Below are 23734 nucleotides of genomic sequence, written 5' to 3' on the forward strand. Positions count from 1 at the left end.
CCTGCGACTCTCCCCGCGGCGCGCGGCGGAACTCGATCAGCACCTCGTGAGCATCCCCACCGGCACGTCTGCTCACAAGCCGATTCCCGCACGCCCTCCCAGTGCGGTCGGTTCAGGCGAACATCGGAGTCCGCACGCCAGCCCGCCCGGCATCGAACGACATCGGGCGGGCTGAGCTGTCCCCAAGAACGCTTACTGCTGACGCCCCTGGCCGAACTGGAAGAAGGTCTGGGCGTTGTTGACAAGCAGGTCCAGGACGACGTCGCGGTCGAAGCCTTCGTCGAGCAGCCGGGGAGCGAACACCGCCGGGTCGAAGTCCATGCCGGTGACCGAGCCGTAGGCCTTCTGGTAGGACCGCTTGCCGGAGTCCGTGCCGAGCAGGAGTTGCTTGCCGTAACCGAGTTCGGTCAGACCCTTGACGATCATGACGCGGCTGCTATCGGGCAGGTACTTGATCCGGCTCGTGCCGTCCAGCTCGAGGTAGCAGCCGAGCTTGGTGATCTGCGAGAGGTACCAGACGTCATTGTTGCGCTGGACGTGGCCGATCGCGACCTTCGCCGGGTCGACACCGAGCTTGACGAACGCCTTGGCCTGCTCGAGCGCCGCGGTTCCCGCGGACGTGTGGGTGTTGATCGGACAGCCGGTCTCTTTCGCCGCAATGGCGACGGCCTCCAGGGTCTTGTGCTCCCACTCGGTGATCTTGCCGTAGGCGGAGGCGAACTTGATGACACCGGCCTTGTGCTTGGTGCGCTCGACGATCGGGCCCATGTAGTCGTGGGCATCGACCCCCTCGACGATGTCGGCGATCAGCAGGTCCGCGATCTGGTTGACGGAGTACTGGTTGACCCAGCTGGTACGCGTCTCGAGGTACACCTTTTCCTGGTGAAAGCCGGTCGCGACGACGATCTGCAGTCCGTCGACGCGGCTGTCGACCTCAGCGAGCTTCGTCACCGAGCGCCCGCACGCCGAGGGGCACATGTCGATGACCGTACCGCCGGCAACCCAATCCTGGCTGGCCTTGACGAAGTACGAGGCCTCTTCGACGGCCTTGTCGACGTCGTCGAGCAGATGGTCGGCGTCGAGGAAGACTTCTCCGGCACCGACCCGGATCAGGTGGTCATGGCAGTTGACCACGCCGAGACTGCTGGGATCGACGTCACCTTGGATGGTGCGGACGAAGGACATCGTTGCTCCTGGGAGTCTGCGGTAGTGGGAGAAGGCGGCAGATTCTCATGGCGAACCAACTGCCATCCGTACTCACATCCTCGCCCCCCGTGGACACCTGTCAATCAGCCGTGCACGAATGTTCAAGCTTGAGGGGAGCCCGGAATCAGGGCCGGCTACCGGACGGGCGTCATCCGCAGCATCCGCTCGGCCGCGCGGTCGTCGGTGATCAGCGTGTTGAAGTACCCGCCTCGAAGACCGGCGACGATCGCGGTCGCCTTGGACGCTCCCCCGGCGACAGCGATGACCTTCGGAATCCGCTTCATCGCGTCGAGGCCGATGCTGATCGTCCGGTCATTGAGGTTGGCCTGCACGCGGGCACCGGTCGCGGTGTAGAACTCGCCGCAGATGTGGCCGATGCCGCCGGCCTGCCTGGTCTTGACGATGTCCTTCTGCGTGATGAGACCCTCGAAGATGGGACTCTGGTTCGTCGGATCCAAGGTGCCGACGCCGACGACGGCCACATCGACGTTCGCGCCGACACGCAGCGTCTGCGCGATGTTGCGATCACGCATCAGCGTCTGCTTGATGACGGGGCTCTCGACCAGGATCGGCACGTGCAGGTACCGGCACGTGGCGTCATAGGCCGTGGCGAAAGCCCGGGCCACGTCCGGCCCGTCGATCGCCGGATTGTCGTGGCCGAGTGCGCCGATGATCTGAACGACGTTGATGTGGACCGCGAGTTCAGGCTGCAGGAAACGCGCAGTGGCGGCCAGCGACCGGCCGTTCGAAACACCCAGGGCCATACCATCGCGGAGAACTGACTGCAGGTAGTTCGCTGCGGCACGCCCGAGATGATCGGCCGTGTCCGGTTCCCCGGATGTCGACCTGACCACGCGCGCGTCTTCGAGTCGGAAACGTTCCTGGAGCGCGCGCTCCAGCGGAACCAACCGCGTCAGCGGTGGCCGGATCTCGATGTGCACGATCCCTTGCTTGCGCGCGGCGGCCAGCATCCGGGAGACGGTCGGCCGTGACTTCCCCAGAGCTTTGGCGATCTCGTCCTGGGACAGATCCTGCTCGTAGTACATCCGCGCAGCTGCCACCAAATTGTGGATCTGGTCCTCGATCGAGTCCGCAGTCATCCCCTCCTTGAGTCGGGCGACGGCCAGTGTATCGCGACCGTGAACAAAAGTGCAGGGGAAGTTGACGATTGTCCGCCCCCTGCTGACCCTAGGTCGGCGTCAAGCCCGCACCGACACCAAGGAGTGCGCCACAGTGACAGAAACACATACGAGGGCTGCTCGCCTCGGATCCCTTGAGGAGCAGCGGACGGCGGTCCGTCCGGGCCGCAAGGTCCAGGTCGCGCTCGACACGAAGAACATTTTCGACGCGCTCGCCGCGGCGCGCCAGGTCGGGCAGCACATCGACATCATCGAGATCGGCACCGTCCTCTGCCTTGCCGAGGGTATGCGTGCGGTCCGGGAGATGCGGGCCTGCTACCCGGATCACCTGCTGCTGGCCGACATCCGCGTCGCGGAAGCCGGCTCGATCCTCTCTCGCCTCGCGTTCGAGGCCGGCGCCGACCTCGTCTCCGTCGTCAGCGGTGCCGCTCCGGAGAGCTTTGCGGCCGTCGTGGACGTCGCCGCCGAGTTCGGCGGCGACGTCCAGGTCGAACTCTCGGACGGCTGGACCTGGGCCCTCGTCGAGAAATGCCGCGATCTCGGCATCCGCCATTTCATCCTGCACCGCAGCCGTGACGCCGAGGCGCGCGGCGAGCTCTCCTGGTCCGCCGACGACCTGGCGTCGATCTCCCGCATTCACGAACTCGGCGGCCGGGTCAGCGTTACCGGCGGCATGTCGGTGAGCGAGGTCCCCCACTTCGCCGCGTACCCCGTCGAGATATTCATCGCCGGGCGGGCTCTGTACGACTCCGCCGATCCGGCTGCGAGCGCGTGGGATTTCCGGGCCGCGGTCGCGAATCTCCCGTCACTGAAGTAATGGAAAGCGATCCGAAAATGCGCACCGCATTGGCCGACCGCCCGTTCGGCATCTACGAGAAGGCTCTCGCGCCGGGACCGTGGCTCGGCATGCTCGAGCAGGCACGCGATGCCGGTTTCCAGTTCGTCGAGATGTCACTGGACGAGTCCGCCGATCGTCTGGCCAGGCTGGCCTGGTCCGCGGAGACACGACGCCGGCTGGTCGCCGACATCCAGGAGACCGGCATCCCGATCTACTCCATCTGCCTCAGCGCACATCGACGCTTCGGCCTCGGCAGCGCGGACCCGCAGGTGCGGACCGAGGCGGCGCGGATCCTGCACGACGCCGTCGATCTCGCGGCCGATCTCGGTGTCCGCGTCATCCAGATCGCCGGCTACTTCGCCTATTACGAGCCCGAATCCCCCGACGCCCGCTCCCGGTATGTCGACGGCCTTCGCGTCGGCCTGGCGCACGCCGCTGAACGCGGCGTGATGCTCGCCGTGGAAAACATCGACACCGTCGACATGGCGTCAGTGAGCGACTGCCTGACCTTGCGGGACGAACTGGACAACCCGTGGTTCCAGATCTACCCGGATATCGGCAACCTCGCCGTCCATTCCCTCGGAGTCGCGGCCCAGACCGCACTTGTCAAGGGAGCGGCGGTGGGCCTTCACCTGAAGGACGCGCGGGCCGGCGAACCGCGACGTGTGCCGTTCGGCGAGGGCACCGTACCGTTCCCCGCCGTCTTCCAGACGCTGAACCAGATCCGCTACGACGGGCCACTGACGCTCGAGATGTGGAACGACGATCCCACCACCGCCACCCAGATCGCGACAGACGCGCTGCGGTGGATCCGCCAGACGATCTCCGACGCGCTCGCCAGCGCCAGTTGACAGGACACCAGGATGCTTCTCCCCGAACTTCGCGAGCAGGTCTGCACTGCCAACCGACAGCTCCCCGCTGCCGGCTTGGTGACCTGGACCTCGGGCAACGTGAGCGTTCGCGACCCCGAGACCGGCTTGGTCGTCATCAAGCCGAGCGGCCGCATGTTCGACGACCTCACCCCGAACGACATGGTGGTCGTGGACCTGGACGGCAAAGTCGTCGACGGTGACCTCGGTCCGTCCTCGGACACCGCCGCGCACCTCTACGTCTACGCGAACCGGGACGACGTGCGAAGCGTCATCCACACGCACTCGACCTTCGCGACGGCCTTCGCCACGGCCGGTCTTTCGATCCCGGTCTACATGACCGCCATCGCCGACGAATTCGGGTGCGAGATCCCCCTCGGCGACTATGCCGCCATCGGCGGCGACGCCATCGGGAAGGAGATCTGCCGGTCCATCGGTCGATCGCCGGCCATCCTGATGAAGCAGCACGGCGTGTTCACCATCGGCGCGTCGATCAAGGCCGCACTCAAGGCCGCGGTCATGGTCGAGGACGTGGCGAAGACCGTTTGGTACGCAAGCCAGCTCGGCCCGCTCACCCCGCTTCCCGAGGCCGAGATCACGGCCAACCACGAGCGATACACCCACCGTTACGGCACGGCAACAGCAAGTCAGGGTTGACGCACATACGTGCATTCACATTTGACGAATGTACGTAGTTGCTTAGAGTTATGGCACTCACGGCGAAGTGGTGCGCGTCACGCCGCGTGAGTGGAACACACTCGACGAGACGGCGGTGATTGCGTGACTACAGCAAGTGTCGTTGACACGATGCTCCCGGAGTCGCATGAGGCTCCGAAGTCGCCGCGCGGCGACTACATCCGGCTCGCGCTCGGACTCGGGCCGATCATCGGCCTGTTCCTGGCGAGCGTCTTCGCACCGCTGCCGTACGCCCCGACCACGCCCGACACGAGCGTGATCTCGGTGGCCCCCAACGGCAGCCACTGGTTCGGGACGGACGCCAACGGGTTCGACGTGTTCTCCCGGACGATCGAGGCGGCCCGGATCGACCTGCCGCTGGCGTTCGGCGGTGTGCTCCTCGCGATGGTGATCGGCGTGCCGATCGGGCTGGCGGTCAGCAAAGAGTCCTGGTTGTCCAACATCGTGATGCGCGGAGTCGATGCGCTCCAGTCACTTCCGCTGCTGATCGTCACCGTAGCCGTGGTGGCACTGGCGGGCGACCACTTCTACGACGTCATCCTCGCGATGGTGCTCGTCATCGCACCCGGCTTCATCCGCCTGGTTCGAGCCGGCGCCGTCGTGATCCGGTCCAAGCGGTACGTGGAGGCGGCCACCGCCACCGGCAGCAGCGAAGCACGCATTCTCCGGGTGCACGTGCTGCCCAACGTGCTCAACCTCGTTCTCACGCAGCTGACGCTCGGCGTCGGACTCGCCATCGTCGTGATCGCCGGCCTGAACTTCCTGGGAGTGGGCGTCGATCCGCCCACCCCGACCTGGGGCGGCATGATCTTCGATGGTGCTGGCGTCATCAACCAGGGCCAGTGGTGGGTAGCGCTGTTTCCCAGCCTGGCGATTCTCGTGGTCATCAGCTGTGTCAACCTCACGGCCCGCGTGGTCGAAGATCTCACTCAGGCGCGGTGACCATGGTGCTCTCCGTCGAAGACATGACCGTCACCTACCGGACCCGGCGTGGCTCCAACGTTGTCGTCGACAACATGAATCTCGAAATCGGCGACGCCGAGTTCGTGGGCCTGGTGGGCGAAAGCGGATCCGGCAAGTCGGCAGCCATCCATGCGATCGCCCGGCTTCCTCGCCCGGTCGAGTCCACTGTGGCCGGACAAATTCACCTTTCGGGCGTGGACATGCTCGCCGCTCGAGGAGAGCAGCTGCGCCAACTCCGCGGAACAACGCTGGGTTTCGTGGGACAGAACCCCTTCGGGTCACTCCATCCCACACTTCGCATCAGCAGGCAGTTCCACAACGTGCTGCGTGCACACCGCAAGACCAGCTCCAAGTCCGAGTCTTTCCGGTTGGCCAAGGAAGCGCTCGACTCCGTCGGCATCGTCGCCGTCGACAAAGTCCTGAACGGATATGCCCACCAGCTCAGCGGTGGAATGGCGCAGCGCGTGGTGATCGCCATGGCCACCATGCTCGGCCCGAAGCTCCTCATCGCGGACGAACCGACCACCGCGCTCGACCCGACGGTCCAGGTGCAAATCCTCGACCTGCTCGCCCGGCTCCGCGACGAGATGCACACCTCTGTCTTGATCGTCACGCACGACCTCGGCGTGATCGCCAACTACTGCGATCATGCGCTGGTGATGAAGTCGGGGAGCGTGGTCGAGCAATCCTCGGTCTCCACGCTGTTCACGGACCCGACCCACCAGTACACACGCGAGCTCTTCGCCGACGACTTCGAACTCCGGGAATCGGTATGACGACCAATGGTCCCGCGCCTGTCGTGATCGACGCACGCCATCTGCGAAAGACTTTTCGAGGTCAGGGCGGAACCGACCTGATCGCGGTGAACGACGTGAACCTTGCGATCCGCGCCGGCGAGACCGTCGGCCTGATCGGTGAGAGCGGGTCGGGAAAGTCCACTCTGGGCCGCCTGCTGCTCGGGTTGCTCGCCGCGGATTCGGGCGAAGTGCACTTCCAGGACACCGAAATCGTCGGAGCATCACCGAAGGATCTTCAGCGACTCCGCACCCAGATGCAGGTGGTCTTCCAGGAGCCGTACGAGTCCCTCAATCCGCGGCTGCGGGTCAGCTCCTTGGTCGCCGAGCCGCTCGTCGTCCAGGGCGATGTCTCCAAGGCCGAACGCAGGCAGCGCGTCGCCGAGGCCCTCAGCCAGGTCGGCCTGAAGCCCGAACTGGCCGGTCGGTTCCCGGGCGAGCTCAGCGGCGGGCAGCAGCAGCGCGTCGGGATTGCCCGCGCCATCATCGGACGTCCCAAGCTCGTCGTCCTCGACGAGCCCACGGCCTCCCTGGACCGCACCATCCGGCGACAGATCACGGACCTGCTTCACAAGGTGCAAGCCGACCTCGACCTCGCCTATCTGCTCATCACCCACGACATCGGCTCGGTGCGGCGGATGGCCAAACGATCGGTCGTCATGTTCCGCGGCCATCTGGTCGAGTCAGGCCCGACGGCAGCCATCCTCAACGCGCCCGGGCACCCCTACACCAAGGCTCTCGTGTCGTCCGAGCTGCCGGCGAAACTCGACGCGGCACCGTCACGCTACCGGCTCAAGCCGCGGCCGCCGGGCAGCGAAGGGTTGCCGACGGGCTGCCCGCTGCGCGCCGTCTGCCCGCTGGCCATCGATGCCTGCGCAACCGAACTGCCCCCGATGGCAGCCATCCGGCCGGGCCACGAATCGCGCTGCATCCGCTGGGCGGATCTGACGCCTCCGCCATCGGCCCCGGCCGACGCAGCGCGCGAGCGAAGTGCGAAGGAAGCGATCCGATGAAAGCCTGGGCCAAGTTCCTCAGCCGCCGGCTCCTGCTCATGGCAGCCTCCCTCTGGTTCCTGATCACGGTCACGTTCCTCTTGGTCACGCTGGCCCCCTCCGACCCCGCGCGGACGATCGGCGGGCCGTACGCGACCAACGACCAGATCGCCGAGATCAGCCATCGCCTGGGCCTGGACAAGCCGCTGCTGACGCGCTACTTCGACTACTGGAGCAGCTTGTTCCACGGCTCCCTGGGCAATTCGCTGTTCGGAGCCAATCCGAGCGTGCGCGACCAGATCGGGAAGTACCTGCCTTCGACGATCGAGCTGATCATCCTCAGCCTGCTCGTCGCCGTGGTCCTCGGCCTTCTGCTCGGCAGCGTCAGTGCGTACTTCCACCGGCGATGGCCCGACCGCGCGGCCTCCACCGTCGCGGGCATCTTCCAGTCGATGCCGGACTTCATCGTCGCGGTGGTGCTCATCTACTTCCTCAGCTACCTGACGGGGGCTCTGCCCGGACCTGAGGGGCAGCTGTCCATCGTCACCACACCTCCCCCGCACCGCACCGGTATGGTTCTGCTCGACAGCCTGCTGACCGGTCAGTGGGACACGTTCCACGACGCATTGATGCATGCGATCCTCCCGGTCCTCACGCTGGGCCTCGTCATCGCCGCGGTGTTCGCCAGGATCAGCCGCACGGCCCTGCGCGAGGCTCTCGAGTCCGACCAGACCAAGTTCGCCCGGGCCTGCGGGCTGCCAGAGCGGCAGATCCTCCGGTACGCGTTGCTGACCTCCAGGACGCCGATCCTGACTTATGGTGCCATCGTGTTCGGCAGCCTTTTCGGTGGTACGGCCATCGTCGAAACGATCTTCAACTGGAACGGGCTGTCCCAGTGGGCGGTTCAGTCGATGGAGCGGTCCGACTACCCCTCGGCCCAGGGTTTCGTCCTGCTGGCCGGTGTCGTCACCTTGATCGTCTACGTCCTCCTCGATGTTTTCACCGCGATCTTCGACCCGCGTGTGCGGACTGAGCAGGCGCGGTGACATGACGACCGGCAAGATGCAGCCATCCCGCGATGTCACCGCCATCGGCGAAGGTCAGCTACGGCTGAACACCCGGCTCGGAACATCGCTCGAGGTGGCGAACGACCTCGCCGTGCACGTCGCCGGCGCGGAGGGCAACGTACTCGGCCTGCTGTCCCGCTTGGGGAATCGCACCGGCTTGGTGACCAGCCTCCCCACCGGATCTCTGGGCCGGCGCATCGCCGGCGAGTACCGCACGGCCGGCGTCGACACGTCGGCGATCGTGTGGCGGGAAACCGGCCGGGTCGCGCTCTACTTCGTCGAAACCTCCACCCCACCGGTTCCCAGCCGGGTGACCTACGACCGAGCCGACTCCTGCTTCGCCCGGCTCACCCGGGACGACATCGACTGGGACTACCTGGGTGACGCGCGGCTGCTCCACGTCACCGGCATCACGGCCGCGCTCAGCGAAGGCCTCTACGCCTGCCTGACCGAAGCGGTGGCTCAAGCACACCGGCACGCGCAAGCCGTCTCGGTCGACGTCAACTACCGGTCGCAACTCACCACGCCCGAACGCGCGCTGAAACAGCTCACCCCCCTGCTGGACGGAGCCTCGATCATCTCCTGCTCACGACGTGACGCCGCGACGGTCTTCGGCCTCTTCGGCCCTGTCGGCGACGTCGCGACCGCACTGAGCAACCGCTTCGGCGCCCGCTGGGTGCTGGTTTCCGACGGGGCGTGCGACGCCGCAGCCTACGTGGACGGGACCGTGCTCCTGGCAAAGCCGCCGGCGACCACCGTCGTGGACCGGGTCGGCGCCGGCGACGCGCTGATCGGTGGTTTCCTGCATGGATTCCTCAACGAAGACCCCGAGCAGGGCCTGCGGCTGGGAATCGCGGCAGCCGCCCTCGCCCTCACGCGCCACGACGACCAAGTACGGACGACTCTGCCGGACTTGGAAGCCCTGACCAGGTCGTTCGGCCAGGATATTGTTCGCTGAGCCTCACCGTAGAGCCGAGTGGAGAAGACCGAGAATGGCTGTCACAGACGAGCGGCGGGCTCGGCTCGCCGCGAACCTGAACAAGTTGCGGGCGTACCACGAGATCCAGAACGAGATGGGCCGCGTTGTCGCGGCCGTCAACTTCGGACAGCCCGACAAAGTTCTCGCGCGATTCGCCCTCGGCCGTCCCGACGTCTCCGTGGAGTGGGCCGACGAAGGCGTCTTCATCGGCCCCGAAGCCGTGACGACGATCGTGCGGGAAACCATCGGACGTGAACGTGCGCCCGGCGAGATGGTCGACCTCCAACTCACCACACCGATGATCGAGGTCGCGGACGACCAGCGAAGCGCCGAAGCGCTCTGGTGGTGCCCCGGCGCCGGCACGCTCGTCGAGGGCACCGACGAGCCGGAAGCGATCTGGCTGTGGGGAACACTCGCCGCCGACTTCGTACCCGACGGCGGCACGTGGAAAATCTGGCACCTGCACTACTTCCGGTACATCAAGTGCCACTACGACCGGGGCTGGACGGACGACACCAGTCTGATCAACAGGCCGAACGTGCCGATGCACCCGCTGGCCAAGCCGACGACCCATCACAACCCGTACTCGCCGCTGAGCATCCGGGACGGTCTTCCCGCAGCCCCACGGCCCCACCGCACCTACGAGGGCATCGGCTGGATGCTCAACCGCGACAAGACGCACTGACCCGATGGACCCGATCACGATCGACGACCTCGCCGCGCTCGACGACGAGGAGTTCGAACAGTACGAGGCAGAGGTGGAGCGGCTGCTCGCGGTGTGGCAGGTGCAGAATCTGCGCGGGCAAGCCGCGATCTTCCATGACGACCAGCACCTCGGAGAGGCGCGCCGCGAGCTGTACGCGACCCGGCACCCCGGTGCGAACCCGGCCTACACCGCTCCCCGGGCCGCGGTGGTCGACAGTCTCGAAGGGAACGCGCTCTTCCACCCTCTGACGACGCCGATCATCGAGGTCGACCAGACCGCCACCCGGGCACGCGGCGTCTGGTGGTCACTCGGGCTCGAGGGGTTGTCGAAGCACCGTGAGCACCCGATGGCGATCATCAGTATCGGCATGGTCCCCGGAACTCACGTTGTGGAGGATGGTGAGTGGCGCATCCTCTCCGGCGTCTGGCAACGGACGACGAAGAACGAGTACCACGCCGGCTGGGTGCACAGCATGGAGCCGACGAACACACGCCCGCCGTTGACGCCGGAACAGGACAGGGCCTTCCTCGGCAGATTCGCCTACCGCAAGGACGAGGTCCGGCAAGCGGTACCCGAGCCGCCGGCGCGCGACACGTGGGAACGCTATCCCGACGAGACCGACGATGGCTGGCTGTACGAAGGTCTTCCCTGACACACAAAGGCGTTATCACGGCCGGGCCGGACGGCCCGGGCAGACCGAAGAGGTGAGGGCGTGGGCGATCAGGTCGCGGTGCTGAACGGGCTGTTGCAGGCTGAGGTGGTATCGCTCGCGCACCCTCTTCGGGTCGGGGAGGCCCGGGCTGCCCTCTCGCCGCCCTACATGCATGCCTTGCTCAGTCCGCTCGGCACCACAGCGGGAAATCTCCCCGGACAATCCCCCGAGATCCATGGCGCCACCGACGCGATATCGCTCGGCGCACACACCGGGACGCATGTGGACGGCCTGGCCCACGTCTCCTACCGGCGCAAGCTCCTCGACGGTACCCGCATCGACGACCCCGGGGTGCAGGACGCCGCCCACGGCATCCGGATGCGCACCATGGAGAACTTGCGGCCTGTGGTGTCCCGAGGCGTCCTGCTGGACTTCGCGCGATGGTTGGACGTCGAGAGGATCCCCGGTGACTATGTGATCACCCCGGATCGCCTCGACGCCTGCGCGGCCGACCAAGGCGTGCAGATCCGGAGCGGCGATACCGTTCTGTTGCGCACCGGCTATGACAGCATCTATCACGATGCGGACACCTTCCTCGAAGCACCGATGCCCGGTCCCGACACCGCAACCGCCAAAGCACTCACAGCACGCGGGATCGTGGCGACCGGGTCCGACACCATGCCTTACGAGGCAGTCCCCTCCCCCGACCCCCTCGGCGTGCACGCGGAACTCATCCCCAAGGCAGGGGTCTTCATCCTGGAGATGCTCGACTTGCGTGCGCTCTCGGAGCGCCGGCCGGCAGAGTTCCTGTTCGTGATGGCACCCCTGATGATTTCAGGCGGCACCGGGTCGCCGGTCAACCCGCTCGCGCTCATCCCGGCGAACGCCTGACGAACCGGTCCTCCTGCGGCCAGGAGGCTCCGCGTGGACCCTCGTGCCCGCCTGTTTGCGGCCCTGACCTCGCACTATAGTCGCCTGCACATATGTGCACGTCGCGTTGACGTACGTACATTTGCGGTTAGCGTTACCGGTCAACCAGACGGTTCCACTACATGCGTCGACGTCGTTCGGTGCCGTGGAGGGCGGCTCGAGGAGACCGCAACTGACATTAAGAGAGGCAATGATGCCCAAAATCGGCAACCTGTCGCCCCTTGGGCGCATCCGGGGGCGCTCGCGCACCGCTGCGGCGTGCTTGAGCCTCTTGGCCGGCGCCGGCCTCGTCGCCGGATGTGGCAGCAGCGGAGGATCGGGTTCTCCTGCATCGTCCACCTTCGTCGCCGCCATCCCCGCCCTGCCGCCGACGCTCGACCCGACCTCGTTCAGCGGCGGCACGCGGCCGGCGATGTCCTTCCTCGACTCGTTCCTCTTCGACTTCGAGTCCACGAGCTGCACCACCTCGTTGTCCGGCGACAAGCTCGTCGGCAACCTGGCGAAGTCATGGACGCAGTCGCCGGACAAGAAGTCCTACGACATAGTCCTGAACGACTACAAGAGCAGCTACGGCAACCCGTTGACAGCTCAGGACGTCAAGTGGAGCGTGGACTACGCGATCGCGAACAGTCCGATCTCGAAGTACCTGGCGTCCGCCGACGCGCACTTCTCGAAGACCCCTGTCACCGTCGTCTCCGATCACGAGTTCAAACTGAACGTCGACCAGGCGACCCCGGACGATCTCGCCCTGTTCGCCATCCCGACCTTCACCATCTTCGACTCGACCGAAATCAAGAAACACGCCACCCAGGACGACCCGTGGGGCAAGAAGTGGGTCGCTCAGAACGCGGCGGTCTTCGGCCCGTGGAAGCTGGACTCGTTCGACCCGGGCAACCAGATGACCCTTTCTGCGAATGAGGGCTACACAGGCAGTCGAGGCAAGGTCGCCAAGCTGATCGTCAAGCAGGTTGCCGGCGCATCCGACCAGAGCCAGCTGCTCCAGCAGGGCTCGATCAACTACGCCAACGCGCCGACGTGGACGCAATACAAAGATTTGATGAGCAACAGCAAGGTCAAGGTTTACCCGTGTGCACCGCTCAGTCGCGACGTTCTCATCCTGAACTTCAACGACAAGGCACTCGGCAACGTCAAGGTTCGCCAGGCGATCAGCATGGCGATCAATCGCGACGAGCTGAACAAGAGCGCCTACGCCGGACTCGCGACACCGTCGACCACAGCACTACTGCCCTCCGAGATGCCGCCGAACTCCGACAGCGTCCCGAAGTACACCTACAACGTGTCGGCAGCGAAGCAACTACTGGCCGAGGCTGGTTTTCCGAACGGCCTCGACCTGACTCTCAGCTACAACGAGAACCAGCCTGGTTCGCAGGTCACACAGAGCTCGATCCTGATCCAGAACCAGCTCAAACAAATCGGCATCAACGTCAAACTGAACCATGTCGCCAACGGCAATGACTTCAACTCCCAGTTCCAGGAGGGCAAGTACCAGTCGATTCTCTACTACTCGGGCGCAGCATTGCCGTCGACGTACTTCGACGTCAGCCTCGAGTCGCCGGACTCACCGAACGTCTCATGGGGTTTCAAAGACCAGCAGTTCTCAGCCCTGGTGCACACGGTTGGCGCATCCGAGCCCGGTTCTCCCGAATACAACGAAGCCCTTGTCAAGATCGCCCAATACAACGCGACGCAGTTCCCGTGGATTCCCCTCGTGGACACGCCCAACATCTTCGCCATGAACTCGAACGCCGGAAACGTCGATCAGGCGGTCGGGCCGATCACACCGCGGATCTCAAACCTCAACAAGTAGCATCTCCGCCGGCGGCCGCCCAGCTTCCTGGGCGGCCGCTGCCGGCCCGGCACTTTTCCATGAAAGCGCCTACCCCGCCGGCGTCCCGTAGACCGCCAGCTCGGTGCTGCTGATGAAGAAGGAGCCGAGCGTGGACGTGCCGGGGGTGCAGAGGCCGTCCTCCTGGCCTCGCGTGGTCAGCATCGTGTACCGGACGTATCCGACGCCGTTGCCGGTGCCCGGGGTCAGCGCCACCGGAGCGGGCGTGAAGGTGGCGGAGGGGAACGTACCCTTCGCGGCCGTGGTCCACGTCGTGCCGTCGGCGGACGTCTCCACCAGGTACTGACCGGTCTGCACGCTCTCGAGGGGGAGGCAGACCGGCGTCGGGTTGACCACCACCTGGGCGATGTCGACCTTCGACGGCAGCTCGACCACGACGTTCAGCCCGCCGGGCTGGATGAGGGAGACCCAGCCCTTGTACTGCGACTGGTCGATCATGGTGCCGGGACCGCACATCGGGCTGAAGTCGGGCCCCGTGAAGCTTGCCACCGTACCGCCGCCGCCGGCCGCGGCCCAGTCCCGGCGGACCGTCCAGTCCTGGCCGACCGGGTGCGACGGTACGGACAGCGTCTTCTCCGTGGGGTCGAAGCCGGGTCCGCGGGCGACCACCTTGGTGTACGTGCCGGGCAGGATCCCGGAGATCGTGTACCTGCCGTCCACGGCCGTGGTGGCCACCAGGCCGCCGCCGAAGCCGGAAGCGTGCCCGCCGAAAGCGACCGTGATGCCGCCGAGCGGCGCGCCGCTGTCCTGGTCGGTGAGCGTGCCCCGCGGCGTGTCCGCCGCCGGCGGCATCGAGAAGTCCTCGACCGGCTGGATGTCGTCACCGTCGCTCGCCGCGGCGAAGTAACCCATGCCGCGGTGGGCGAAGACCTGCCAGATCGCCTTCTGCAGCTTTCCGCCGTCGACGACCAAGTCGGCCTGCAGGATCGAGTTGCGCTCGTCCAAAAAGGACGGATTCGCCGGGGACAGCTCCATGGCCCGGGTGATCAGCGACTCCGCTTTCGCGCTGCCGACGGCCTTGCGCAGGTCCCACAGGGTCTGCGCCCAGATCTCCCCGTCGTCGTGCACCTCGGCGAAGCCGGAGAGACGGCCGTAGTCGCCGTAGGTGTAGCCACCGGAGCCGGTCGTCGGGGTGCCGGGGCAGACCCTGGCGGGCGCGCCGACGGTGCAGTCGAGCGGCTCCGTGCGGATCGTGCCGCCGCCGGTCACGTATTTGCCGACCCGCACGTCGCCGACGGCCTTGTCCCGCTCCAGGCCCTGGCCGACCAGGAAGTCCTCGGCGTACCAGTCGCTCCACTCTTCGCCCATCGCGCCGGCCTGCACGTCACCGAGCGTGGAGACGCCGTTCGCGTCGACCACCAGCCGGTTCGACAGACCGTGCGGGTATTCGTGGTAGACGATGTCCGCACTGTCGCCCGAGTTGCCGGCCAGGAACCGCGAGTCCGGCTTGAAGAGGTACATCTGCATCCGCGGCGGGGTGCCGTCCAGGGGCGTGCTTATGTTCGCGTTGTCCACGTGCGAGCCGTCGGGCAGGCCGCCGGCAGTGTCGGCGCCGTCGTCCGACCCTGCCCTGCACGGCGTCGCCGTCGACCGCCTCGAAGTTGCCCGCGGTGCGGGTGAAGCCGATCGGGCCGGCCAGCAGGTGGTCGTGGAAGGTGCCCAGGAAGGAGAACATCTGCACCGCGTTCTGGCCCGGTTGACTTGCCAGGAGTTCGACGTCTTCGGATCCCACGAGCATTGCAGGGCGGCCGAACAGCACAGCGGGCGCCGTGGGCGAGTTCCTCACCGGTGCTCTGCTCACCCTCTTCATCACGATCTTCTTCCTGGCCGGCGGCGACGGGATCTGGGGCTTCCTCGTGAAGGGCGTTCCCGCGGACATCCGTCCTCGCGTCGACGTGGCGGGCCGGCGCGGATTCGTCTCACTGGTCTCCTACGTCCGCGCGCGGTGGTGGCCGTGGTCGATGCCGTGGGTATCGGCCTGGGACTGTGGATCGTGGACGTACCACTGGCGATTCCCTTGGCGACACTCGTGTTCCTGGCCGCGTTCGTCCCGATCGTCGGGTCCGTCGTGGCGGGCGCGGTCGCCGTGCTGGCCGCCTTGGTCACCAACGGATTCGTGACCGCCCTCGTCGTGCTCGGCATCGTCGTCTTGGTGATGCAGCTGGAGAGCCACATCCTGCAGCCGCTGCTGCTCAGCAGGGCCGTAAAGCTGCACCCCCTGGCCGTCGTGCTCGCCATCAGTGTCGGCCTGGTTGCGGGCAGTATCTCGGGCGCACTGCTCGCGGTGCCGCTGCTGGCCGTGCTCAACACCGGAATCCGGTCGCTTGTCGACCGTCGCATCCCACAGTCCGAAGAGGAGCCCGCCATCGACGCACCGAAGAGCGGGCCCGTCCCGGCATAGCCGCACCTGCTGACCATCGGCCGGAACCGCCCGGAGCTGGGCTCCGCCGGCACCAGGACGGCGGAGTCGACTCCGAGCCGCTCCGCGTCACGGTCGAGGAGGCAGCCGCCCTCCAGACGTTCTCGGTGGACTACTCGTGGCAGGGGCGTCCGGTCCGCGGCCCCGGCGGGTCAGCGTCTTGGTCGCCGGGTGGTCGTCGACGTGGGTGATCGAGGCGTCCTCCGCGAGCTGGGCGGGGGCGGCCCTGCGGCGGTGCGCGAGTGGGTGGCGGTCGCCGGCCTCGGTCGCGGCGTCGGGCGGCGAGCGGTGGGTGGTGTCGTCGCGATCGATCGGATCAGGTCGCGCCGGGTTCGTTCCAGGCCGCGCGCGACAAGGCCGAGCTGGTCGTAACCGCGGACGATCACCGGAGCACCGGTGTCGCCGCGGCCGAGTCGCTCCGCCACCTCCGCCAGCGCGGACAACGGTCTGATGACCACCACGTAGAGCCGGGCGAAGATGACGATGGTCAGCACGGCGATCAGCGTCCCGAGCAGGATCAGGTCGCGTTTTTCGTTCAGGTGGGTCGGCGGCGTTTCCGGCCGGTCGGTGACGACGGTGAGGCCGGTCAGCAGGGTGCTGGTGACCGGCGCCCAGCTCACCAGGTGCCGCCCGCCGTCCACGTCGCGCAGCGCGTGGCCGGGCCCTCCGGCGGCGTCCCGGACGGCTTGCGCCAAGTCCGGGCGGCTCGAGAGCCCGGACGCGGTGGTCGTCCCGATGACCTCCCGGTCGGCGTCGAGGAACCAGGTGTTGCCGGGTCCCGCCGACGACAGCGGTCCGCTGAGCGCGCTCGGTGCGAACTCGGCGATCAGCCGGCCTGCCTTCTCGCCGGTGACGGGAGCGGAGACGAACACCCGCGGTGAGCCGCCCTGCGGAGTGTCGACCGCGAGAGCCGGTTCGTCGGCGGCCTTGATCGCCGCGGCGTCGACGTCCTCTCCGGACTTGGCTCGCAGCTCGCCGTTCGGGGCGAGGTAGACGACGCCGCGATAGCGGTCCCGTGTGGACATCAGCTGGGAGAGGAGCTTCGCCGGTGTTTCGGTGTCCTTCGACATCCGGACTCCCGTTGCCACGGCGGTCAGGTCGGACACGCCGCTGTCCAGCAAGGATTGCACCTGGTGAGCAGCCAGCGACGATCGCGCCTGTTGTTCCGCTGCAACACTCGCCGGGATTGCGTCGACCGGCCAAAATGACGGAAGAACCGTGACGGTGGCCGCAGCGCCGAGAAAGAGGGCGGCGCCGGCGGACCAGGTCAGCAGGGCCAGCGGACGATATCGTCCGGAGCGCCCGGCCCGGGCGTGGGTCAACACCAGCGCGATGCGTCCTGCTTCCCCATGCTTCGGTGCCTTCGCCGCGGTGCGGCGGGAAGATGTCGCGACTCGGCTGAGAAGCCGGATCGGCCGCAGCAGCAGAAGATAGAAGGCGGCGAAAACGATCACGGTGAGCACGGCCAGCCCGGCGCCGACCGTGATTGCACGCCGACCAGACGCCTCGGCGAACGCGGCCGGCTCGGTGGTCGCCTGTTCCGACGCCACGGTCCAGCCGAGCGCGGTCGAAGAAGACGTGCCATCCATGGCTGCCCAGGCGACCACCTCCTCCTGCCCGGCAGCGTGCTGAGCCCGGCTGCCGGAGGCAGCTGCGCCGGGCTCCAGCCCCGGATCGATGACTCCCAGAGGGGGTCTGCGGTTGTCCGGGCCGACGATCACCGAGCCGGACTTGTCCAGCAGCCAAGCGCCTTCCGGCCCGGCGGCGGCGAGCAGTTCGCCGAGCCGGTCCGGATCGACCTGCCCGACGAGTAGGTATTTCGTGTCGGCCGCCTTGCCGATGGGCGTGTATTCCACGATCTGTCGTCCGGTGTCGACCTGGGCCAGCCGCATCCCGGCCTCGCTGGGGGCCGGGTCGCCGAGAAGCGCCGGCTGTGCCGGTGCACCGGCCTGGGCCACGACCTCGCGGCTGGCCCGATCGACGACGTAGAGCGACTTCCAGGGCCGGCCCTTGGACAGGACCGGCAAAGCTCGGTCCGGCCGGCTCAGCGATTCGTCGACGACCGCGGCAATCTCCGCCAGGCTGCCCATCCCGCCGTCGAGCGACCGGGAAATCGCTTCCTGCGCCGCCTCTGTGCTTTCCTGCCTGCTGTCAAGCACCGACTGGGGAACCGGAGCGGAATCCCCGGTGCGGGACAGGCAGATTGCCGCGGCGGACGCCAGCACCAGGAACGACATCAGCCCGGCGACCCAAGGTGCCCGCAGGCTGGGAAGGCGCCGCCCGCTCATCGGCAGACCGCTTGCCGCGCGAAGGCCGACACCCGGATGGCCGTGCGGGATTGCCTCACGAATTCGACTTTTCACGAGCACCCGTCCCAGCGCAATCGAATGTAACTATCTTCCAGCCCATACGCGACGAACGGCCGGTTCCGCGTCCGCCAGGGACAGTGACGTGCCCGGTCCAGCGCAAACTTCGTCATCGCCACGTTGAACCGGGCGCTCACAGAGGGCCGGCAGGGGCTCGTCCGGTCTCGCGTGGGCGGAACGGCGCACTACGGCGGCGCTCGGCCAGCCGACGGTCGGGCATGGGCTGGAAGATAGTTACATCCAGCTGCGCCGGAGCGCGTGATCGTGGAATGTCGAATTCATGAAGCACTCCCGCACGGCCATGTGGGTGTCGACCGGCGTCGTGGTGGTGACCAGCGCGGTGGCCCTCGTCCTGCTCCTCGTGCCCGGCGTGACCGACAAGCCGGAGCAGCTCGACGCCGGCGAGATCGACCTGGCGGCCGACGTCCGCCAGTTCGCGGAGGGGATGTCGGCTGAATCCGGCTACTCGAAGCCGTCTCCCGCCGAGCGCGCGGCGATCGGCGAAGGCGTTCGGCGCGTGCTGGACGGAGAACCGCTCGATGCGAGAAAGGCAATGGCCTCCGTCGGCTACACGGTCTCGAAGCGTGTCGACACCGGGACCAAGCGGAGCTTCTACGAGGTGTCGGACAGCACGGACCGGCCACGCGGATGGGGCCGGATCCTGATCGACACGGCCGCCACCGTCCACTTGGGAATCGAAGTCCCCCATCCGAAGGCCGACTTGGGCAGCGAGCAGCTCGGCATCGCCCTGTTCCAGCGGGTACCCGGCTCGGTTCTCGTGATCGCCGGCGCGCACCGCCGCGCGGCGCCGTACAGACAAGCCGACATGGCCCACACGAATGAAAGCGTATTCGAGACGGTGCACGAACTTTTGGTACAGCGCAAGGTTCCGGTCATGCAATTGCACGGTTTCCGGAACGAATCGGCGCCTGACAGCGATATCGTCCTCTCCGCGGGTCCGGAACTCGGCAGCCCTTATGTGGAACGGATCGCCCAGGGGCTCAAGGCAGCAGGGCTCTCGGTGTGCCTGTCATGGGTCACCGGCTGCAAAGGCCTGGAAGCCACCACCAACGTCCAGGCAAAATGGGTCGCCGAACACGGTGGCGACTTCGCGCACATCGAGGTATCCCAGGACACCAGGTTCACCGCTGAAGCAAGCGGCCGTGTCGTGTCCGCACTCGCCCAACAGGTGGCCGGCCGATGAGCGCGCGGCGCGTACCGGGCGTCCGGGCACCATGGATCGCCGGGCTGGTGTTGTTCCTGACACTGGCGGCCGCCGCCGGGATCTACATGTCCCGCCCGCGGGATTCCTCGCCGGTTCCCCAGTCCATCCTCGACAGCAGACGGGAAAGCACCGTAGCGGCCCAGCAGGCCATCGCCCGGTCGCTCAACGGCGGGCTGAGCAGCCTGGCGGAAATCGCCACCGTCGTCGACGAATCGATGAGCCAGCGGAACAGAGCGTTGCTGCTCCCCTTCAAGGGCCGGATCTGGAAGTCTCTCTACGTCGTCAACCGAACCAGTCACGTGGTCGTGGCCCAGGTCGGCGACCCCGCACAGCCCGCGGTGCTCGGCGACCCGCTCCCGAGCGAGGCCGGCTCGCGGCTGGCACAGGTCGGCACCGACCGGCAAATCGTCCAGTACACGCCGGTCGGCAAGGCCGCCGACGCGAAGTACCTGCTCGTCGGGCATCTCGATCCGAACCGGCTCGGCGAACTGCTCGCGGTGGCCGGCCCGGAAGGCGCCTGGCTGCTGGACAAATCCGGCTCGGTGATTGCCGGCCCCCGTGATCGCACGCCACCGCAAGGAGTCGTCGACCAGGACATGGAACCCGGCGAGGGTTCCTCCGGCAGCCGGGTTCAGCACACCGCCGAGCGGTACGAAGTGATCGCCTGGGCGTCCCTGGGCGGCAAGCCGCCGTCGAGCACGCTCGGCTGGACTGTGGTGTCGAACCAGGCGACCGTCGAAACTGTCGCCCCCACCGACGCCTCTCGTCAGCGAGCCATCACTGTCGCCGCCCTGCTGGCCGTGCTCACCGTGATCGGTTTCGCGACCCTCTATTTCCTGGTGCTGCGCCAGATCCGGCTGCTATGGCGAGTCGCCGAGTCAACCGGCCAAATCGTACCCAAGGCACCGAAACACGGTGAAGCAGGACGCGTGGCGATGGCGTTCACCCACGCCCGGGCAACACCGTCCGGCCGGAATCTGACGAGGGGCAATGACTACACGCACTGACGGCAATCACGCGCAGAACCGGCACGCCCCGGTGCCGAGAACGGCCCCTGCGGCCGAGAGCCGCCCCAGGCGCCATTTTCCGCTGGCCCTGCTGACCTGGGGCCTGGGCGCTACCCTCTTCCTCGGTACCGCGGGCACGGTCGCGACCGCGCCGTCCTCCTGGCTGGTCGACCCGATACCGGAGAGCGTCGCGGCCGAACAACAGACACGAACGGCTCTGGCCGCCCGCCAGCTGCAGCACTCGCTCGACAGCGGCGTGTCCGACCTGAACGCCGTCGCCGCGGGGATCCGGGTCCTCAAAGACGCCGAAACACCATCGAAGCTGCTGTCGCAGCTGATGTCAGCACGGGATCGTTATCGCGGCGTCGCGTACCTCTCGCCCACCGGCGAGGTCCGCGCCAAGGCCGGCGAGGACGTCGACGCCGCAGCGATGAAGACGGCCGACAAGCCGGCTCTCGCGGTCGGCCCGCCGCAGGGCGTCTCACCGCGGGTGTTCGTCTCCGCTCCCGTCACCGGCGCGAAGGCCGGGCGGCTGGTCGCCGAGTTCAAGCCGGACGCGCTGATCAAACCGCTGTCGCTGGCGGGGCCGGGCAACACCCGGCTTCTCAACTCCGACCGGAAGGTCATCGGCGCGACCACCGGCTTCACCGCGTTCGAACCCCTGTCTCGCCCGGATCTGGAGCAAGCCGCGAAGGATGCCGCAGGCGGGCCCGGTCACGCGCTGCGCGAGGTGGACGGTGAGCGGCACGCGGTCAGCTGGGCGCCGGTCACCAGCACTCAACCCACCCGGCAAACCGGGCTCACGGTCGTCACCGACCGGTCGGAGTCCGCGCTGACCCTCTCCCACTCGGACGAAAAGCGCGAACTGATCCTGCTCGGGGCCCTGATCGCCGTGCTCACCATCGTCGTCTTCGGCTGGCTCTACGTGGTGATCGTCGGCCCGTTGTCCGCGCTGGCGAGGGCGGCCGGACGCATCACCCGCGGCGACACCGACGACCCGGTGATCGTCCGCCGCTACGACCAGCTCGGCCTCATCGCCCGGAACCTCGAACGGGTCCGGCGCGAGCTGATCCGGAGGAACCGATGATCTTCCTGTATGCGGTCTTCAGCCTCGCGCTCGGCACGCTGCTCGTCGCGGGGATCATCGAGCAGCGCCGGCACCAACGCAACCTCGACACCATCCCCAGCCGGATCCTGGTCAACGGCATCCGCGGCAAGAGCTCGGTCACCCGGCTGTGCGCGGGAGCGTTGCGCGCCGGCGGCCTGGCCACGGTCGCCAAGACCACCGGCACCGCGGCCCGGTTCATCCACCCCGACGCGACCGAGGAGCCGGTCCACCGGAAGTTCGGCATCGCCAACGTCGTCGAGCAGATCGGCATCGTCCGCCAGGCCGCCGCCGCGCAGCCGGACGTCCTGGTCATGGAATGCATGGCCGTCATGCCTCCGCTTCAGGAAATCAACCAGACCAAACTCATCCAGTCCACCATCGGCGTGCTCAGCAACGTCCGCGAAGACCACCTTCAGGAAATGGGCCCGACGCTCCAGGACGTCGCCCGCTCCCTGTCGCGGTCCATGCCGATCGGCGGCATCTGCGTCACGGCCGAACGCGACCTCCTGCCCATCCTCCAGGAGGAAGCGGACAAACGGTCCTGCCAGCTGATCGCCGTCAACTCCGACGACGTGACCGACCGCGAAATGGCCGGATTCCGCTACCACAGCTTCAAGGAGAACGTCGCCATCTCCCTCGAAGTCGCCCGCCTCCTCGGCGTGCCCCGGCAACAGGCCCTCAAGGGCATGTGGGACGCGCCACCCGATCCCGGCGTCCTCACCGTGGAGTCCTACGACTTCGGCAGCAAGACACTCCGCTTCGCCAACGTGTTCGCCGCCAACGACCCCCGCTCCACCGTGATGAACGTGCAGCAGCTCATCGAGCAGCGACAGATCCGGGAACCCGTCTTCACCCTCGTCAACTGCCGACCCGACCGCGTCGAACGCAACGGCCAGATGGGCGAGATCGTGCCCGAACTGCGCACCGACAAGCTGTTCGTGATCGGCCACCCCGCCCGGTCGGCGCTGGCCAAGATCCCGGCCGGCTGGCGCGGCCAGGCCTTCGACCTGGGCGGCCCGAACCGCCCCGTCGAGGAGATCCTGCGCACCATCGTCGACCAGATCGACCGCGACGCCTCGCTCGTCGCCATCGGCAACATCCACGGCCAAGGAGAAAAACTCTTGCACCACCTGGAAAAGGCAGGAATGCAGTGCTGACCGCCACCGTGACGGCCGAGGTGGCCGTGCTCGGCATCGCCATCGGCCTGGTGTTCTCGCTCGGCTGCTACCTGGTCTCCAACCTCTCCCCCGGCGGGATGATCACACCCGGCTGGCTCGCCCTGGCCACCATCACCGATCCACGCAGGCTGTGGATCATCGCCGGCGTCACCGTCGCCACCTACTTCGGCACGCGTCTGTTGCAGAAATTGGTGATCCTGTACGGCAAGCGGCTCTTCGCCGCCGTCCTGCTGCTCGGAGTGTTCCTCCAGCTGACGACCTTCATCTTCCTGCTGAAGGACCACCCGTTCCTGTTCTCCCATGGAACACTCGGCTTCATCGTGCCCGGCCTGATCGCCTACCAGTGCGTCCGCCAGCCCATCAAGGCCACCCTCGCCTCCACCGGCATCGTCACGCTGCTGGCCTACGTCGTCCTGCTCTCCGGCGTCCTGCTCAACTTCCTGCCGCATTCCTGAAAGGACTTCCGGTGACCGAGCAAAGCAGGGGACCAAGAGACGAGCCCGGCGTCTCATGCTTTCCAGCCACCAGGCCGATGCGGATCTCGCGTAGGACCGGATACGGCGCAATCGCCACGACTGAGAAGACGCTGAGACCTGCGCACAGGCTCCTACCTTCGTCGGGTACCACCACCTGCACCGGCCGATAAAGTTCGACTTACCCGCGCACCCCGAGCCGGGATTCGCCGAAACACCGTCCGCGACAGTCCTTATTTTTCTCCCCGGGAAAGTGGTTG

General features: G+C 67.1%; 21 protein-coding genes and 1 pseudogene. 18 read left to right on the plus strand and 4 right to left on the minus strand.

Going from position 1 to position 23734, the window contains the following annotated elements; genetic code table 11:
* Positions 1–192 precede the first annotated feature (192 nt).
* Entirely contained in the window at positions 193–1185 is a 993-nt protein-coding gene (locus A3CE_RS0103760; protein ID WP_020638722.1) for a phosphotriesterase family protein, read from the minus strand.
* Between the two features lie 155 nt (positions 1186–1340).
* Complete coding sequence (locus A3CE_RS0103765; protein ID WP_020638723.1) at positions 1341–2306, minus strand: sugar-binding transcriptional regulator; 966 nt, start codon at positions 2304–2306, stop codon at positions 1341–1343.
* Between the two features lie 61 nt (positions 2307–2367).
* On the opposite strand from A3CE_RS0103765, the gene A3CE_RS0103770 reads away from it, so the two are divergent.
* The 12 genes from A3CE_RS0103770 to A3CE_RS0103825 all read left to right on the plus strand — a co-directional run bounded on the left by A3CE_RS0103770 (position 2368) and on the right by A3CE_RS0103825 (position 13659).
* The gene (locus A3CE_RS0103770; RefSeq protein WP_169523919.1) at positions 2368–3162 is read left to right on the plus strand and encodes an orotidine 5'-phosphate decarboxylase / HUMPS family protein; all 795 of its coding nucleotides are present in this window, start codon (positions 2368–2370) and stop codon (positions 3160–3162) included.
* 29 nt (positions 3163–3191) lie between these two features.
* Positions 3192–4034 (plus strand): L-ribulose-5-phosphate 3-epimerase, encoded by an 843-nt coding sequence (locus A3CE_RS0103775; protein WP_169523928.1) that lies wholly within the window; start codon positions 3192–3194, stop codon positions 4032–4034.
* A gap of 12 nt (positions 4035–4046) precedes the next feature.
* Positions 4047–4709 carry an L-ribulose-5-phosphate 4-epimerase gene (locus tag A3CE_RS0103780; protein ID WP_026468116.1) on the plus strand — a complete coding sequence of 221 codons (663 nt, stop codon included), beginning with the start codon at positions 4047–4049 and terminating at the stop codon, positions 4707–4709.
* A gap of 303 nt (positions 4710–5012) precedes the next feature.
* Positions 5013–5690, plus strand: coding sequence for an ABC transporter permease (locus tag A3CE_RS0103785; protein ID WP_211231803.1), 678 nt, complete (start codon positions 5013–5015; stop codon positions 5688–5690).
* A gap of 2 nt (positions 5691–5692) precedes the next feature.
* Positions 5693–6487 carry an ABC transporter ATP-binding protein gene (locus A3CE_RS0103790; RefSeq protein ID WP_245589773.1) on the plus strand — a complete coding sequence of 265 codons (795 nt, stop codon included), beginning with the start codon at positions 5693–5695 and terminating at the stop codon, positions 6485–6487.
* Positions 6484–7518: an ABC transporter ATP-binding protein gene (locus A3CE_RS49975; protein WP_125592011.1), complete on the plus strand. Its 1035-nt coding sequence runs from the start codon at positions 6484–6486 to the stop codon at positions 7516–7518. The genes A3CE_RS0103790 and A3CE_RS49975 overlap by 4 nt, the downstream gene beginning before the upstream one ends.
* A complete protein-coding gene (locus A3CE_RS0103800) occupies positions 7515–8543 on the plus strand; it encodes an ABC transporter permease (protein WP_020638730.1) in 1029 nt (342 codons plus the stop codon). The genes A3CE_RS49975 and A3CE_RS0103800 overlap by 4 nt, the downstream gene beginning before the upstream one ends.
* Position 8544: 1 nt before the next feature.
* On the plus strand, positions 8545–9522 hold the full coding sequence (locus A3CE_RS0103805; RefSeq protein WP_020638731.1) for a sugar kinase: 978 nt from the start codon (positions 8545–8547) through the stop codon (positions 9520–9522).
* Between the two features lie 34 nt (positions 9523–9556).
* The gene (locus A3CE_RS0103810) at positions 9557–10228 is read left to right on the plus strand and encodes a nuclear transport factor 2 family protein (protein ID WP_020638732.1); all 672 of its coding nucleotides are present in this window, start codon (positions 9557–9559) and stop codon (positions 10226–10228) included.
* Positions 10229–10232: 4 nt separating this feature from the next.
* Positions 10233–10901 (plus strand): nuclear transport factor 2 family protein, encoded by a 669-nt coding sequence (locus A3CE_RS0103815; protein WP_020638733.1) that lies wholly within the window; start codon positions 10233–10235, stop codon positions 10899–10901.
* A 60-nt stretch (positions 10902–10961) separates the two neighbouring features.
* Positions 10962–11792 (plus strand): cyclase family protein, encoded by an 831-nt coding sequence (locus tag A3CE_RS49980; RefSeq protein ID WP_020638734.1) that lies wholly within the window; start codon positions 10962–10964, stop codon positions 11790–11792.
* A gap of 232 nt (positions 11793–12024) precedes the next feature.
* Positions 12025–13659, plus strand: coding sequence for an ABC transporter substrate-binding protein (locus tag A3CE_RS0103825; RefSeq protein WP_169523931.1), 1635 nt, complete (start codon positions 12025–12027; stop codon positions 13657–13659).
* Positions 13660–13728: 69 nt separating this feature from the next.
* Here A3CE_RS0103825 and A3CE_RS49985 read toward each other — a convergent pair whose 3' ends face one another.
* Positions 13729–15459, minus strand: coding sequence for a M36 family metallopeptidase (locus A3CE_RS49985; protein WP_425387608.1), 1731 nt, complete (start codon positions 15457–15459; stop codon positions 13729–13731).
* Here A3CE_RS49985 and A3CE_RS49990 point away from each other — a divergent pair.
* A pseudogene (locus tag A3CE_RS49990) lies at positions 15453–16099 on the plus strand (AI-2E family transporter); the annotation flags it as partial. The gene A3CE_RS49985 and the pseudogene A3CE_RS49990 sit on opposite strands and share 7 nt — an antisense overlap.
* Positions 16100–16269: 170 nt before the next feature.
* Here A3CE_RS49990 and A3CE_RS0103840 read toward each other — a convergent pair.
* Entirely contained in the window at positions 16270–18405 is a 2136-nt protein-coding gene (locus A3CE_RS0103840; RefSeq protein WP_125592009.1) for a hypothetical protein, read from the minus strand.
* 358 nt (positions 18406–18763) lie between these two features.
* Between A3CE_RS0103840 and A3CE_RS49995 the strand changes: the two genes are divergently transcribed.
* From A3CE_RS49995 to A3CE_RS0103865, 5 genes are read left to right on the plus strand one after another with little or no spacing between them, the layout of a single operon-like run.
* Positions 18764–19687 (plus strand): hypothetical protein, encoded by a 924-nt coding sequence (locus A3CE_RS49995; protein WP_020638739.1) that lies wholly within the window; start codon positions 18764–18766, stop codon positions 19685–19687.
* Positions 19684–20715 carry a hypothetical protein gene (locus A3CE_RS0103850; protein ID WP_026468117.1) on the plus strand — a complete coding sequence of 344 codons (1032 nt, stop codon included), beginning with the start codon at positions 19684–19686 and terminating at the stop codon, positions 20713–20715. Before A3CE_RS49995 ends, A3CE_RS0103850 begins: the two co-directional genes overlap by 4 nt.
* Positions 20699–21802, plus strand: a complete 1104-nt coding sequence (locus tag A3CE_RS0103855) for a HAMP domain-containing protein (RefSeq protein ID WP_043790664.1) — start codon at positions 20699–20701, stop codon at positions 21800–21802. The genes A3CE_RS0103850 and A3CE_RS0103855 overlap by 17 nt, the downstream gene beginning before the upstream one ends.
* Positions 21799–22980, plus strand: a complete 1182-nt coding sequence (gene pgsB / locus A3CE_RS0103860) for a poly-gamma-glutamate synthase PgsB (protein ID WP_020638742.1) — start codon at positions 21799–21801, stop codon at positions 22978–22980. The genes A3CE_RS0103855 and pgsB overlap by 4 nt, the downstream gene beginning before the upstream one ends.
* Complete coding sequence (locus A3CE_RS0103865) at positions 22974–23456, plus strand: poly-gamma-glutamate biosynthesis protein PgsC/CapC (RefSeq protein ID WP_020638743.1); 483 nt, start codon at positions 22974–22976, stop codon at positions 23454–23456. The genes pgsB and A3CE_RS0103865 overlap by 7 nt, the downstream gene beginning before the upstream one ends.
* The last annotated feature ends 278 nt before the right edge of the window (positions 23457–23734 follow it).

This window comes from Amycolatopsis balhimycina FH 1894 (assembly GCF_000384295.1).
Lineage (GTDB): Bacteria > Actinomycetota > Actinomycetes > Mycobacteriales > Pseudonocardiaceae > Amycolatopsis > Amycolatopsis balhimycina.